Raw genomic sequence first — 15,291 nt, 5'->3', positions numbered from 1 at the left:
GATCCAGTAAGGAGCTTACGTGTTCGCCTGGTGGGGTCGAACCGTGTACCGCTACCGGTACATCGTGATCGGGGTCATGGTGGCTCTGTGCCTTGGCGGTGGCGTCTTCGGGATGAGCCTGGGTAAGCACGTCACGCAGAGTGGTTTCTACGACGACGGCAGCCAGTCCGTCGCGGCCTCGATCCTGGGCGACAAGACCTACGGCCGTGATCGCACCGCGCAGATCGTGGCGACCTTCACCGCGCCTGACGGCAAGACCGTCGACGACCCGGCCTGGCGGCAGCACACCGTCGACGAGCTGAACAAGTTTGTCAAGGATCATTCGAGCCAGGTGCTCGGCTGGGCCGGCTATCTCGCCTTGGCTCCCGGCTCCGAACCCCCCAACGCCCAGATCAAGGGCATGGCGACCGAGGACAAGAAACACACCTTCGTCACCATCCCGCTCAAGGGCGACGACGACGACACCATCCTCAACAACTACAAGACCATCGCCCCCGACCTGCAGAAGCTGGGGGGCGGCAAGATCGAACTCGCCGGCCTCGAGCCCGTCGCCAACGCTTTGACCGGCACCATTGCCAGCGACCAGAAGCTCCTGGAATATCTGGGCCTCCCGCTGGTGACGGTGGTGCTGTTCTTGGTGTTCGGCGGCGCGGTCGCCGCCGGCCTGCCGGTCATCGTGGGCGGCCTGAGTATCGCCGGGGCGCTGGGCATCCTGCGCTTCGCCGCGATCTTCGGCCCGGTGCACTTCTTCGCCCAGCCGGTGGTCTCGCTGATCGGATTCGGTATCGCCATCGACTATGGCCTCTTCATCGTCAGCCGATTCCGGGAGGAGATTGCCGAGGGCTACGACACCGAGGCCGCGGTGCGCCGTACGGTGATGACGGCCGGTCGTACGGTTGTGTTCTCCGCGGCGCTGATCATCGCCTGCAGCGCCAGCCTGCTGGTGCTGCCGCAGGGCTTCGTGCACTCGCTGACCTATGCGATCTTCGCCGCGGTCGGGCTTGCCGCACTGCTGTCGATCACCCTGCTGCCGGCCGCCCTGGGCATCCTCGGCCGCAACGTCGACGCCCTGGGCGTGCGGACCGCCTTCCGGGTGCCGTTCTTGCGCAACTGGAAGGTTTCCCGGGTCTACCTGGAGTGGCTGGCGGAGCGCCTGCAGAAGACCAAGACCCGTGAAGAGGTCGAGGCCGGCTTCTGGGGCAAGCTCGTCACGACGGTGATGAAGCGCCCGCTGGCGTTCGCCATCCCGATCGCCGTCGGCATGATCCTGCTGGTCATCCCGCTGGGCAACCTGTCGCTAGGCGGCATGAGCGAGAAATACCTGCCCCCCGACAACGCCGTGCGCCAGGCGCAGGAGCACTTCGACAAGCTCTTCCCGGGCTACCGGACCGAGCAGCTGACCGTGGTGATCAAGAGCAACAACCACAGCAAGGTCACCGACCAGCAGGTGGCCGATATCCGCAACCGGATCTCCGGGATCACCGGCTTCACCGACAAGACGTGGGAGGAGCGCCCCTGCCCGGTGATCGCCGACAACCCCTGCGTCGCCGGTCCGAACGGCACCACCCAGCCCAAGGACGATTCGGTGCGGGTGATCCAGAACGGCCTGGTCAACAAGAACGATGCCGAGAAGAAAATCAACGAGCTGCGGGCGATCAATCCGCCGAAGGGCCTGACCCTGCTGATCGGCGGCACGCCGGCGCTTGAGCAGGACAGCATCCACAGTCTGTTCGACAAGGCTCCGCTGATGCTGGTGTTGCTGCTGAGCGCCAGTCTGTTGCTGATGTTCCTGGCATTCGGGTCGGTGGTGTTGCCGATCAAGGCCGCGCTGATGAGCGCGCTGACGCTTGGCTCCACGCTGGGCATCCTGACCTGGATCTTCGTCGACGGGCACTTCTCGACGTGGCTGAACTTCACACCGACGCCGCTGATGGTGGTGCTGATCGCGCTGGTCGTCGCGGTGGGCTTCGGTCTGGCCACCGACTACGAGGTGTTCCTGGTGTCCCGAATGGTCGAGGCCCGCGAACGCGGCATGTCGACCGCCGAGGCGATCCGGATCGGCACCGCGACCACCGGACGTTTGATCACGGCCGCCGCGCTGGTGCTCGCCGTGGTCGCCGGCTCGTTCATGTTCTCCGATCTGGTGATGATGAAGTACCTGGCGTTCGGCCTGGCGGCGGCGCTGTTGCTGGACGCGACCGTGGTCCGGATGTTCCTGGTGCCCTCGGTCATGAAGCTGCTCGGTGACGACTGCTGGTGGGCCCCGCGCTGGGCCCGGCGGCTGCAGAACAAGATCGGCCTGGGCGAGATCGACCTGCCCGACGAGCGCAAGCGCAACGTCGTCAACGGCCGGGCCCTCCGGCCGCCGGTTGCGGCCAGCCTGGTCGCCGCGAAACCGCGGGCCCCGCACGACCCCACGCACCCCGGCGCGCCCCCGGAGCCGTCGCGACCGTCCGAGCCGCGGCCGGCAGCGGAGCTGCCTCCGGGCCCCAGCCGCGCCCCGTCCCGGCCCAGCCAGCCGACGGAAGCCAAGACGACCCGCTTCTCGGCTCAGGGCAGCGCCGACCCGCGGCCCGCGCCACCCGCACCGCCGCCGTCGGCCGGTCAAACCAGGGCCATGCCTGTTCCCGGCCACCACGAGGGCACGTCCGACCCGACCACGGCGCTTCCGGTGATGCGTTCGGAGGGCGACGACTCCGATCCCGCCACCGAGAAGATGAATGCGCGCGGGCCGGGCGGCCAGGCCGACAACGGAGACAATGCGCGTCCGCGCCGCCGCGCGGGCGGTGGGCTGTCGGCCCAGGATCTGCTGCGCCGCGAGGGACGGCTCTAGACCCGCTCGGGTTATTTAGTCGGACCGCTTCACCGGCTCGTCCGCCTGGGCGTGGAGAACGATGCCATCGGAATCCTCGTCCAATTTCTCGGCTTCGGCGGCCGGGTCCCGGGCGAGCAGCACCTGGATTGCGTTGTTGAGGAACGCCACCGTCGGGACGGCCAGTAGGGCGCCGACGATCCCGCCGAGTACACCGCCGGTGGAGATCGCCAGCACCACCCCGAGCGGGTGGATCGAGACCGCGCGGCCCATCACCAGCGGCTGCAGCAGATGCGACTCGATCTGGTTGATCACGACCAGCAAGCCGAGCGTGATCAGCGCATAGACGATGCCCTTGGTCAGCAGCGCGACCACCACGGCCACCAGTCCCGAGATCAGGGCACCGATCAGCGGGATGAAGGCGCCGAGAAACACCAGCGACGCCAGGGGCAGTGCCAGCGGAACGCCCATGATGGCCAGCCCGGCGCCCACCCCGGCCGCATCGGTGAAGGCCACCAGGAAGGTGGCCCGGACATAGGCGATCAGCGAGCCGTATCCGGCCCGGCCCGCCTCCATGATCCGGTCGCGCACGCCGATCGGGAAGATCTTGGCGGTGTAGGCGAAGATGTTGCGGCCGCCGTACAGGAAGAAAATCAGGGTGAACAACACCAGCACCGCGGCGGTGAGCAGTTCGGTGAGGGTGGCCGCGGTGTTCAGCGCGCCGCTGGTCAACTTCGACTGGTTGTTGTGCAGCGCCTGAATCGCGGCATTGCCCGCGTTGGTGATCTGCTCGCTGCGCAGATGCACCGGTCCTTCGATCAGCCACCGCCGGGTGGTGTCGATGCTGCGGGTCACCTGCTCGGTCAGGTCGGGCAAACCGACGATGAACTGGGTGATGACGAACGTCAGGATGCCGCCCAACACCGCGAACCCGCCCAGCAGCACCAGAGCGACGGCACCGCCGCGCGGCAGACCGTGCCGATCCAGCCAGTCCACGACCGGTACCAGCAGCGCGCTGATCATCAGGGCCAGCAGCACCGGGACGACGATGACCTCGAGCTTGGCCACCACCCAGAAGAACGCGAGTGCCGCGGCGAAGATGGCCAGCAAACGCCAGGCCCAGGCTGCGGTCTTGCGGACAAGGGGCTCGACCGCGTCGTCGTCGGAGTTTGCCGGCATTCGGCCAGCCTATCGGGCTGCGAAGTTGGGTAGTGACGTCAGCACGATCCGGTTACAACGGCGACACGCGCGGAGTTGCGTCTCGATCGGCGTGCCACCTGCGCGGTTACCCTAAATCACGTGCCGCACGACGCGCCCGTCCGCAACCTCCGCTTCCCGGGCGGCGGGGCATTCGCGCATGAGGATGCGCCGCCCGCTCCCGCACGCGAGAGCGAGACGCCGCGCGGCAAATACTGGTGGGTGCGCCCGGCGGTGCTCGGCCTGGTCGCGATCGTGCTCGGCGTCGAGGTCGCGCTGGGCTGGGATCAGCTGGCCAAGGCGTGGACCAGCCTGTTCCAGGCCAACTGGTGGTGGCTGCTCGCGGCGGTGGCGGCGGCGGCCGCATCGATGCACAGCTTCGCCCAGATCCAGCGCACCCTGCTGAAGTCCGCGGGGGTGCACGTCAAGCAGTTACGCTCCGAGGCCGCGTTCTATGCCGCCAATTCGCTGAGCACCACGCTGCCCGGTGGCCCGGTGTTGTCGGCGACGTTTTTGCTTCGGCAGCAACGCATTTGGGGTGCCTCGACCGTGGTGGCGTCCTGGCAGTTGGTGATGTCGGGTGTGCTGCAGGCGGTGGGTCTGGCGCTGCTCGGGCTGGGCGGCGCCTTCTTCCTGGGCGCGAAGAACAACCCGTTCTCGTTGTTGTTCACCCTCGGCGGCTTCATCGCGCTGCTGCTGCTTTTCCAGGCGGTGGCGTCGCGCCCGGAGCTGATCGAAGGCATCGGCGCCCGCGTCTTGTCGTTGTTCAACTCCGCGCGCGGCAAGCCGGTCGACACCGGCCTGGCCAAGTGGCGCGAGATCCTGATGCAGCTCGAGTCGGTCAGCCTGGGCCGGCGCGACCTCGGGGTGGCGTTCAGCTGGTCGATGTTCAACTGGATCGCCGACGTCGCCTGCCTCGCGTTCGCCGCCTACGCCGCCGGCGACCACGCGTCGATCGCGGGATTGACAGTGGCATATGCGGCCGCCCGCGCCGTCGGCACGATTCCGCTGATGCCGGGCGGGCTGTTGGTCGTCGAGGCGGTGCTGGTGCCCGGCCTGGTGTCCAGCGGCATGTCGCTGCCCAACGCGATCTCCGCGATGCTGCTCTACCGGCTGATCAGCTGGCTGTTGATCTCGGCGGTCGGCTGGGTGGTGTTCTTCTTCGTGTTCCGCACCGAAAACCCCGGCGGCTCCGACGACGACCCGCCGACCGGGCCACTGCCGCTGATCGAGCCAGAGTTGCGGCACTGGAACGACGATCCCACCGCCGATGCGCTGCAGGGTCCGCTACCGCCGCCCGAGCAAGGCGCCGGCTAGCCGACGTTGTTCTGCCGCGAGGGCCCGGGCAGGGCGCCGCTCCCGGCCGGGGCCGGGGCGGTCGCCGTGGGCGCAGTGCCCAGCCCGGCGGCCGGCGACACGGGCAACGCGGGCGCACCGCCGGCGCTTGGGGCCTGCTGCATCATGCCCATGGCCTGGGGAATGCTGATCGGCAACTTGCACTGCGTCGACAGGTTGGTCAGCGGCTGCGCGATGCCGGCCACGTCGGCGGCCACCTTGGGGTTGGCCTCGAAGTAGGACTTCAGCCCGGTGGCCGACTGCGGGCCGGCCTGCTGCTGCAGCATCGCGGTCATCGCGTGGTTGGTCTCCGGGTGCGAGTCCAGATAGTCGCCCATCGATTTGGAGACCGACCCGATCGTCCGGGCGATCTCGCTGGCCGCGCACGGGTCGTTGGCGCCCGTGGCCGGCGGCCCGGCCATCAGTGCGACGGCCGCGGCGGCGAACATCCCGGCAACCAGCGTGCGCCGTCCGGTCAGAATGCCTGTCTTCATGCTTGAACTCCCCATTCCCGCGCGACCCTGCGCCATCCTGCCATCGGGGTCCCGACGCTGCCATCTGGTGTGACGCACATCCCGCTTGATCACCGGTCGGCAACGACTCGGTCGCGACTCGGACACGGAGCCGTCTGTGCAGCTCACGAATTCGTTAAGCCGAACTAATGCACAGACTGCTGCGGTATCGTCGCCCTCACGCGTAAGCGAGATACTTGGGGAGCCTGAAATCCAGCAGTTTATGATGCGCCTCAGCCGCAGCCTGCGCAGGTACCGCTGGTTGGTCTTCACAGGCTGGTTGTTGGCATTGGTCCCGGCGATCTACTTGGCCTTGACGCAGTCCGGGAATCTCACCGGCGGTGGTTTCGAAGTGGCCGGTTCGCAGTCGTTGAAGGTCCACGATCAGCTCGAGGAGCAGTATCACGACCTGGGCGCGTCATCGTTGGCCCTGGTGGCCGCCCCCCGGCCCGACGCCAGCTATGACGACATGAACAACGCCGTGACGCAGCTGCGGCAGATCATCGGCGAATTCCCCGGCGTCACCGAGAAAACCAACCCCACGCAGCGCCCGCCGCAGCCCGACCGGCCGTACGTGCTGACGCTGCGGCTCGACTCCCGCAATGCCGGTACCAGCGACATCGCCAAACGGCTCCGGCAGAAGGTGGGCGTGAAGGGCGACCAGTCCGGGCAGACCGCGGACGGCCGGGTTCGGCTCTACGTGATCGGGCAGGGCGCGCTCAGTGCGGCCGCCGCGGAGAACACCAAACACGACATCGCCAAAGCCGAACAATGGAATCTGCCGATCATCCTGATCGTCTTGCTCGTGGTGTTCGGCTCGCTGGCCGCCGCGGCGATACCGCTGGCGCTCGGCGTCTGCACGGTCGTGGTGACGATGGGACTGGTCTATTTCCTGTCGGCGTACACGACGATGTCGGTGTTCGTGACCTCGACGGTGTCGATGTTCGGTATCGCGCTGGCGGTGGACTATTCGCTGTTCATCTTGATGCGGTTCCGCGAGGAATTGCGGGCCGGGCGACAGCACCGCGAGGCCGTCGACGCCGCGATGGCCACCTCCGGGCTGGCGGTGGTGCTGTCCGGGTTGACCGTCGTCGCGTCCCTGACGGGGATCTACCTGATCAACACCCCGGCGCTGAAATCGATGGCCACCGGCGCGATCATGGCCGTCGCGGTGGCGATGCTGACCTCGACGACGTTGACGCCGGCAGCGCTGGCGACGTTCGGCCGGGCGGCGGCCAAGCGCTCGGTGCTGCTGCATTGGTCGCGGCGACCGGAAAGCACGCAGTCCCGATTCTGGAACCGCTGGGTTTCAGCCGTGATGCGCCGGCCCTGGATATCGTCCATCGCGGCGGCGACGGTTCTGCTCGCCATGGCCGCACCGGCGGCGTCGATGGTGCTGGGCAACAGCTTGCTGCGCCAGTTCGACTCCGCGCACGAGATCCGCGCCGGCGTCGCCGGGGCCTCCCAGGCTCTCGGGCCCGGCGCGCTCGGTCCGATCCAGGTGATGGTGAGCTTCCCCGACGGCTCGGCGTCCGCACCCGAACACAGCCAGACGTTGGCCGCGATCCGGCAGCGGATGACGCAGGCCCCGCACATCGTCTCGGTGACCCCGCCGCAGTTCGCCGACGACAACAGCAGTGCCTTGCTGTCCGCGGTGTTGTCGGTCGATCCCGAGGACATGGGCGCGCGGCAGTCCGTCGACTGGATGCGCGCCCAGCTACCGACGGTGCCGAATGAGGGGACCGCACGCGTCGACGTGGGCGGGCCGACGGCGCTGATCAAGGACTTCGACGACCGGGTCTCGGCGACCGAACCGTTTGTGCTGCTGTTCGTCGCGACCATCGCGTTCGTGATGCTGTTGCTGTCGATTCACTCGGTGTTCCTGGCCCTCAAGGGCGTGCTGATGACGCTGCTGTCGGTCGCCGCCGCCTACGGAAGCCTGGTCATGGTGTTCCAGTGGGGCTGGTTGCGGGATCTCGGGTTCGCCCACATCACCTCGATCGACAGCACCGTTCCCCCGCTGGTGCTGGCGATGACGTTCGGGTTGTCGATGGATTACGAGATCTTCCTGCTGACTCGGATCCGAGAACGCTTCCTGCACACCGGAAACACCCGCGACGCCGTCGCCTACGGCGTGAGTACCAGTGCCCGCACCATCACCAGCGCCGCCCTGATCATGATCGCGGTATTCATCGGCTTCGCGTTCGCCGGCATGCCGCTGGTCGCCGAGATCGGAGTGGCGTGCGCGGTCGCGATCGCGGTGGACGCCACCGTGGTGCGGCTGGTGCTGGTCCCGGCCCTGATGGCGATGTTCGCGCAGTGGAACTGGTGGCTGCCGAGCTGGCTGCGCCGCGTCTTGCCGTCGGTCGATTTCGACCGGCCGCTGCCCGCGGTCGACCTCGGCGACGTCGTCGTCATTCCCGACGACATCTCGGCGCTCACCGCTCCCAGCGCGGACGTGCGCATGGTGCTCAAGTCGGCCGCCAAGCTCAAACATCTGGCGCCCGACGCGATCACGGTGGCCGATCCGCTGGCTTTCACCGGCTGTGGGCGCAACTGCAAGGACGCCGACGAAACCCGCGGCCAGGGCCCGGGCCAGATTCCGCACCAGGTCAACATCGGCGATGGGGACACTGTCGCGGTCACGCTCGGTGCCGAGAAGAACGGCAGCAACGGCCAGACCCGGGCCGCGTCCGGGGCCAAGAAACTGGTCGACGGCCTGGCCGCGCGCAACGGCATCGCCCGGGCCATGCCGTGGAGCGATCGGCCGGTGCACCCGGTCACGCTGTGGCGGAGTCGGTTGTCGGTCGCCATCGACGCGCTCGAGGCCGGCGCCCGCGACCGCAGCCGGCCGCAATACGCGCGTCGCAGCCCGGTGGAAACCACCAACGTGCAATTGCCCACCGGCGATCGGCTGCAGGTTCCGACGGGTGCCGAGACGCTACGTCTCAAGAGCTACCTGATCATGTCCCGTAACAGCAGCCGCGATTATGCCGAATTTGCTGACATGGTCGACGCATTAGAACCGGAAACGGCCGCGGTGGTGCTCGCCGGAATGGACAGGTATTACTGTTCTCAACCGCCCAGGCAGCAATGGATCACGTCCCAGTTGGTCCGTCGACTCGCGGATCCGAATCCTTCCGATCTGCCGGACGCCGTCTCGGAACCGGACGCCAAGGCAGAATGGGAGGACGTAAGGCAGCGCTGTCTGTCGGTGGCCGTCGCGATGCTGGAGGAGGCGAGGTGACGTTGGCAGCCGACCGTCGACGCGTGCCGCCGCCCCAGCAGCCCGCCGCAGAGACTCGTCCGCAGCACGATTTCGATCGGCCGGTGGAATTCTGGCCGACCGCGGCCATTCGCTCGGCGCTGCAGGGCGGTGATATCGACATCTGGAAGCGGATTGCCGCCGCGCTGAAGCGCGACCCATTCGGCCGCACCGCCCGCCAGGTCGAAGAAGTCCTCGAGGGCACCCGCCCGTACGGCATTTCCAAAGCGCTGTGGGAGGTGCTGGAGCGCGCCCGCATCCACCTGGAGGCCAACGAACGCGCCGAGGTGGCTCGCCACGTCGGGCTGCTGATCGAGCGGTCCGGCCTGGCCCAGCAGGAATTCGCCGCTCGTATCGGGGTGGCGGCCGAGGATCTGGCCTCCTACCTCGACGGCAGCGTCAGCCCGTCGGCCTCGCTGATGATCCGGATGCGCCGGCTCTCCGACCGGTTCGTGAAGGTGAACACGCCCCCGCCCCAAGATAACTGAGCCGACTGACCTAGCGGGCGTTGATCGGCAGCACGTCGTTCACCAGCCAGTCGCTGCCCCGCTTGACCAGTGCCACCCGCAACGCCGGCGCCGCCCGGCTGGGCGGCTGACCCGGTGTGTTCTGGGTGACCCGCAGGATGACCGCCACACTGGCAGCGGTGGGTCCGAGCGCCTCCACCCCGGCCGCCAGTGTCGAGGCCTGCGCCGTCACATTGCGCTGAGCGAGTTCGGCACTGGACTTCTGATACTGCTGTTTGAACGCGTCCGCGCGTTCGGGCACCATCATCGCCGCGGCGCGGTCGATGGAGCTGGTCGGCGCGCCCGGGCTGAACGACGCCATCGCTTCTGCCATCCCGCTGGCGACCTGGGCCACGTCGCGGGAGTCCTTCTTGAAGTCGCGGTCGGTGCTGGTCCAGTGCGTGTAACCGGTCAGCACCGCGGCCGCCAGGGCTGCGGTGCACAGGAAGACGACCGCCAGCCGCAGCCCCGGCGCGTCGTCGTCGGTGCCGACGCTGACCGAATCCCGGCGCAGCAGCCAGAAGTTGACTCCGACGCCCTCGGTGATCAGCACCAGCAGCACCGAACACACCGACACCCACCACAGCGGCCAGTCGAGGATGACGCCGATCATCAGCAGGGCACCGATCGTGGCCAGCGGCGCCAGGATGTCGAAGGCCAGCAGCCGCCACAGGTTTCTCATCGGATCGACTCCAGGTGAGAGATCATCAGCTTGCCGTCCACGTTGGAGACGTCGAGGCGCAGGCTCCAGTGCACGGTCTGCGGCTTGGCACCGACGTTCTCGCTGACCGACGTCGCGACCAGCATCACCGAATCCGTCCGGCTCGCGAGCGCCGGCAGCTTGGTGGTCACCACTTCCCTTGGATGCCTTGCGCCCTCCGGTTGGCTGTCCAGGTCGTGATGCACCGTCTCGATCGCCACCGACTCGATGCGCCCGCTGCTCTGCGACTGCAGCTTCTCGACCACCTGCCGGTACGGCTGCACGGTCGCGTCGAACTCGGTGTTGAGCTCGCCGACGGTCCCGTCGTGCAGCCGCTGCAGACTGGCGTCGACGTTGGTGCTGTTCATGTTGATCAGCACGCCGGTCCAGTCGGCGGCGGTCTGCATCACGCGACTCAGATAGGTGCGTTCGGCCGACTCGGCGCGGTGGTCGGACCAGATGATCCCGACGAGTACGACCGCGGCGACCGACAGCACGCCCAGGACCGCCGAGGCGATGCCGTACGGCGAGAAGATCGCGCCATCGGCACCTTCGGCGTCGTCTTCGTCGTCTTCGGACTCGGGCGCGCTGGCCTCGGCGTCCTGCTCGTCAGCTTCGGTCGCCGGCTCGGTCTGTTCGGCCCCAGGCATGGGCGCGAGGTTACCCCGCCGTCCGTCGCGGTCGGCGCAGCAGGCGTCCGGCACGCGGAAGATGGTAAGGATGGCAGGGTGACGTATGCGGCCACCCGCTCGGGCCTGGACCTGAGCCACATCGACGAAAACGCCCGTCCCCAGGACGACCTGTTCGGTTACGTGAACGGTCGCTGGCTGGCCGACTACGAGATTCCCCCGGACCGTGCCACCGACGGCGCCTTCCGTACCCTGTTCGACCAGGCCGAGGAGCAGGTCCGCGACCTGATCATCGAGGCCAGCGAGCGCGGTGCGGCACCGGGTAGCGACGAGCAGCGCATCGGCGACCTGTACGCCAGCTTCCTCGACGAGGATGCCGTCGAGCGCCGGGGCACCCAACCGCTGCACGACGAGCTGGCCGCCGTCGACGGCGCGGCCGATTCGGCGGCGCTGGCCGCGGTCGTCGGTGCGCTGCAGCGCACCGGGGTCGGTGGCGGCGTCGGCGTCTACATCGACACCGATGCCAAGAACTCCACCCGCTACCTGATACACGTCAACCAGTCCGGCATCGGGTTGCCCGACGAGTCCTACTACCGCGACCAGCAGCACGCGCAGGTGCTGGCGGCCTACCCCGGACACATCGCGCGGATGTTCGCCCTGGTGTACGGCGGGGAGGCGACAGATCACGCCGACACCGCCGCGCGCATCGTGGCGCTGGAGACCAAACTTGCCGCCGCGCACTGGGATGTGGTCAAACGCCGCGACGCCGATCTGACCTACAACCTGCGGACCTTCGCGCAGCTGCAGACCGAAGGCGCGGGCTTCGACTGGGCCGGCTGGGTCACCGCGCTGGGCAGCACCCCGCAGGCTGTCGCGGAAGTCGTTGTCCGCCAACCCGATTACCTCACCGCGTTCGCTGCGCTGTGGGACAGCGAAGACCTCGAAGACTGGAAGCGCTGGGCGCGTTGGCGATTGATCCGCGCGCGTGCGTCGTGGCTGACCGACGCCGTGGTAGCCGCGGACTTCGACTTCTACGGCCGCTTGCTGACCGGGACCGAGCAGATCCGGGACCGCTGGAAACGCGGGGTTTCGCTGGTCGAGAGCCTGATGGGCGACTCGGTCGGAAAGCTATACGTACAAAGGCATTTCCCGCCCGACGCCAAGGCGCGCATCGATGCGCTGGTGGACAATCTGCAGGAGGCCTACCGGGTCAGCATCAGCGACCTGGACTGGATGACGCCGCAGACCCGGGAGCGTGCCCTGACCAAGCTGCGCAAGTTCACCGCTAAGGTCGGCTACCCGGCGAAGTGGCGCGACTACTCCGCGCTGGTCATCGACCGCGATGACCTCTACGGCAACTGCCTGCGCGGGTATGCGGTCAACCACGACCGTGAGCTGGCCAAGCTGGGTGGACCGGTGGACCGTGACGAATGGTTCATGACGCCGCAGACCGTCAACGCGTATTACAACCCGGGAATGAACGAAATCGTCTTTCCCGCAGCCATTTTGCAGCCACCGTTCTTCGACGCCCAAGCCGACGACGCCGCCAACTACGGTGGTATCGGCGCGGTGATCGGACACGAGATCGGGCACGGCTTCGATGACCAGGGGGCCAAGTACGATGGTGACGGCAATCTCGTCGACTGGTGGACCGACGACGACCGCAGCGAATTCGGCGCCCGCACCAAGGCGCTGATCGAGCAGTACGAGGCATACATCCCCCGCGACTTGAAGGGCCAGCCAGGGCCGCCTCATGTCCAAGGCGCCTTCACCGTCGGCGAGAACATCGGCGACCTGGGCGGGCTGTCGATCGCGCTGCTGGCCTACCAGCTCTCACTCAACGGCGGACAGGCTCCGGTGATCGACGGGCTGACCGGCGTGCAGCGGGTGTTCTACGGCTGGGCTCAGGTGTGGCGCACCAAATCCCGTGCGGCTGAAGCCATCCGGCGGTTGGCCGTGGATCCGCACTCACCGCCGGAGTTCAGGTGCAACGGCGTCGTCCGCAATCTCGACGCCTTCTACCAGGCCTTCGACGTGGCCGAGGACGACGCGCTATTCCTGGCGCCGCAGCGCCGGGTCCGGATCTGGAACTAGCCCCCGGCCGCCACCAACGCCTCGATGCGGGCCGGCACATGCTTGTGCCAGGGCGTTCCGGCGTAGGAGTCACGCCACCCGGTCGACGTCAGCGCGTTCGGGGCTACACCTGGGACGACTGTTCGCCCGTCATCGGCGATGTAGTCCAGCCCAAATCCGTTGGGCAGGGCCGCATGTCCGGGCAGCATCGTCTCGGTGATCTCGACAGTCGCCTCGGCGCTGCCGGCCGCGGTGGTGATACGCGCCCGGCATCCGTCGACGAGGCCGAGGTCCTGGGCATCCTCCACGCTGACCCGCAGCGCTCCGTCGGCGTCGCGTTTACGCCAGGACGGGTCGCGGATAATGTCGTTGGCGGTGTACGCGCGCCGCTCCCCCACCGACAGCACGATCGGCAGCTCCGCGGTGGTCAGTTGCGGCGGCGCCGCGGCCAGGGCCCGCAAATCGTCCAGCATTTCCGGGATTTCGAGCGCGATCTTGTGATCGGAGTGGCTGATCAACGCGAAGTCGTCCTCGTAGTTGTGCGCGGTGAAGACGACCCCCGAGGGGTTGTTCAGGATGGCCTCGAACAGCGCGTTGCCGTCGGCGTGGCCGGCCCGTCGCACGGCCTCGGGATAAGTCATCGCCGTTTTCTGCGCCAGTCCCCACACCGCGGCGGCCCCGGCCATGCCCTCGGGCAGCGTCGGCCCGAGCGTTTCGTATAGCACATAGGGCACCAGCCGCGCCATCGTCGGATTGCCCGCGACGGCGGTCAGGAATGCTTCGGCATACGCCTGCAGGCCCTGCTCGGCGGCCGCACGCAGCGGCCGTAGCTCCGCCTCGTCGAGGACACCGAGCGCCCGCACCAGCCGAGCCCAGATCTCCGGCTCGGGCAGTGTTCCCTCCAGCGGTTTGAGCAGTGGCCGGCGCAGGTGAAAGCCGTTGTGCGGGAACTCGAAATTGAAGAACGTCGCCTCGGTCTTCTCGTACTGGGACGCCGCCGGCAACACGTAGTGCGCCAGTCGGGCGGTCTCGGTCATCGCGACGTCGACGACTACCATCAGTTCCAGGGATTGAAAAGCCTCCCGGCACGCGGTCGAATCGGCCAACGAGTGCGCGGGATTACCGCTCTCCACGATCATCGCCCGGAACCGGTCCGGGTGATCGGTGCGGATCTCCTCGGGCACCACATTGGCGGGAATCAGACCGGCGATGACCGGCGCCCCGGTGACGGGCGTCCGGCCCGACACCGTGCTGAACAATGCGGCCAGCGACGAATGTAAGTGCTGGCCACCCTTTTTCGCGAAGTTGCCGGTGAAGATCCAGAGCAGCTTGTTCAGGTAGGAGCTCAGGGTGCTGTTCGGTGCCTGCTGAATCCCGAGGTCTTCGAACACCGAGACGCTCTCGGCGCTGCCGATGCGCCGCGCCGCGGCACGCAGCAGTTCTTCGTCCACGCCGCAGCGCTGGGCGTAGTCGGCGATCGGGACGTCGCGCAGCGCGGCCCGCACGGCCTCAACGCCGTGCACGTGCTCGGCGAGAAACGCTTCGTTGCACAGGTTTTCCTGAACCAGCACGGCGGCCAGGGCGGCCAGACACCAGGCGTCGGTGCCCGGTCGCACCCGCAGGTGGAAGTCGGACATCTTCGCGGTGTCGGTCACCACGGGGTCGATCACGATCAGCGAACGTCTGGGATCCTTGGCGATCTCGTTGAGCACCACCCGGGCGCGCGGGAAGCTCTGCGACATCCAGGGGTTCTTGCCGACGAACACCGATACTTCGGCGTGCTCGAACTCGCCGCGGGTGTGGCCGCCGTACAGGTGCCCGTCCACCCAGGCTTCGCCGGTCTTCTCTTGCGCCAAAGCGTTTGACCGGTACTTCGACCCCAGAGCCTTGAGGAAGGCGCCGCTGTATGCGCCGCCCAGGTGGTTGCCCTGCCCACCGCCGCCGTAGTAGAAGATCTTGTCGCCACCGTAGGTGTCACGGATGTGTTTGAAACCTTCGGCGATCTCGACAATCGCAGTGTCCCAATCGATTTCCTCGTAGCTGCCGTCGGGGCGGCGGCGCATCGGGGAGGTGAGGCGGGCGCGGGTGTTCTGGGAGGGGTCCAGCCGCAACGCCTTGTTGCAGGTGTAGCCCTGCGAGGCGGGGGGGGCCTTGTCGCCGCGGATGCGCGACAGCGTGCGATCTTCGACTTGTACGACAATGCCGCAGTTGCATTCGCAGAGGATGCATGCGGTCGACTGCCACTCAGCGGCCATCGCGGGA

At 67.7% G+C, this 15,291-nt stretch carries 10 protein-coding genes; 5 read left to right on the top strand and 5 right to left on the bottom strand.

The window, feature by feature from the left end; translation table 11 throughout:
• Window positions 1-19 precede the first annotated feature (19 nt).
• Complete coding sequence (mmpL3, locus tag MAAFP003_RS01710) at window positions 20-2,833, top strand: trehalose monomycolate exporter MmpL3 (protein WP_096283889.1); 2,814 nt, start codon at window positions 20-22, stop codon at window positions 2,831-2,833.
• Between the two features lie 15 nt (window positions 2,834-2,848).
• Here the strand turns inward: mmpL3 and MAAFP003_RS01705 are convergent, their stop codons facing one another.
• Entirely contained in the window at window positions 2,849-3,991 is a 1,143-nt protein-coding gene (locus MAAFP003_RS01705; protein WP_096283887.1) for an AI-2E family transporter, read from the bottom strand.
• A 120-nt stretch (window positions 3,992-4,111) separates the two neighbouring features.
• On the opposite strand from MAAFP003_RS01705, the gene MAAFP003_RS01700 reads away from it, so the two are divergent.
• Window positions 4,112-5,326, top strand: a complete 1,215-nt coding sequence (locus tag MAAFP003_RS01700) for a lysylphosphatidylglycerol synthase transmembrane domain-containing protein (protein ID WP_165796276.1) — start codon at window positions 4,112-4,114, stop codon at window positions 5,324-5,326.
• On the opposite strand, the gene MAAFP003_RS01695 is transcribed toward MAAFP003_RS01700, so the two are convergent.
• The gene (locus MAAFP003_RS01695) at window positions 5,323-5,838 is read right to left on the bottom strand and encodes a hemophore (protein ID WP_096283883.1); all 516 of its coding nucleotides are present in this window, start codon (window positions 5,836-5,838) and stop codon (window positions 5,323-5,325) included. The two genes, MAAFP003_RS01700 and MAAFP003_RS01695, sit on opposite strands and share 4 nt — an antisense overlap.
• A gap of 241 nt (window positions 5,839-6,079) precedes the next feature.
• Here MAAFP003_RS01695 and MAAFP003_RS01690 point away from each other — a divergent pair, with 241 nt between their 5' ends.
• Entirely contained in the window at window positions 6,080-9,103 is a 3,024-nt protein-coding gene (locus MAAFP003_RS01690; RefSeq protein WP_096283881.1) for an MMPL family transporter, read from the top strand.
• On the top strand, window positions 9,100-9,609 hold the full coding sequence (locus MAAFP003_RS01685; protein WP_096283879.1) for a transcriptional regulator: 510 nt from the start codon (window positions 9,100-9,102) through the stop codon (window positions 9,607-9,609). Before MAAFP003_RS01690 ends, MAAFP003_RS01685 begins: the two co-directional genes overlap by 4 nt.
• Window positions 9,610-9,619: 10 nt before the next feature.
• Here the strand turns inward: MAAFP003_RS01685 and MAAFP003_RS01680 are convergent, their stop codons facing one another.
• Together MAAFP003_RS01680 and MAAFP003_RS01675 are read right to left on the bottom strand one after the other, a co-directional pair.
• The gene (locus tag MAAFP003_RS01680) at window positions 9,620-10,309 is read right to left on the bottom strand and encodes a hypothetical protein (RefSeq protein WP_096283877.1); all 690 of its coding nucleotides are present in this window, start codon (window positions 10,307-10,309) and stop codon (window positions 9,620-9,622) included.
• Entirely contained in the window at window positions 10,306-10,977 is a 672-nt protein-coding gene (locus MAAFP003_RS01675; RefSeq protein WP_096283875.1) for a hypothetical protein, read from the bottom strand. Before MAAFP003_RS01675 ends, MAAFP003_RS01680 begins: the two co-directional genes overlap by 4 nt.
• Window positions 10,978-11,055: 78 nt before the next feature.
• On the opposite strand from MAAFP003_RS01675, the gene MAAFP003_RS01670 reads away from it, so the two are divergent.
• Complete coding sequence (locus MAAFP003_RS01670; protein WP_096283873.1) at window positions 11,056-13,050, top strand: M13 family metallopeptidase; 1,995 nt, start codon at window positions 11,056-11,058, stop codon at window positions 13,048-13,050.
• Here the strand turns inward: MAAFP003_RS01670 and MAAFP003_RS01665 are convergent.
• The gene (locus tag MAAFP003_RS01665) at window positions 13,047-15,284 is read right to left on the bottom strand and encodes a molybdopterin-dependent oxidoreductase (RefSeq protein ID WP_096283871.1); all 2,238 of its coding nucleotides are present in this window, start codon (window positions 15,282-15,284) and stop codon (window positions 13,047-13,049) included. The two genes, MAAFP003_RS01670 and MAAFP003_RS01665, sit on opposite strands and share 4 nt — an antisense overlap.
• Window positions 15,285-15,291 lie beyond the last annotated feature (7 nt).

The sequence above is a fragment of the Mycobacterium ahvazicum genome, assembly GCF_900176255.2.
GTDB lineage: Bacteria > Actinomycetota > Actinomycetes > Mycobacteriales > Mycobacteriaceae > Mycobacterium > Mycobacterium ahvazicum.
The sequence above is the reverse complement of the archived record's forward strand: the minus strand, read 5'-3'. Positions and strand labels throughout refer to the sequence as shown.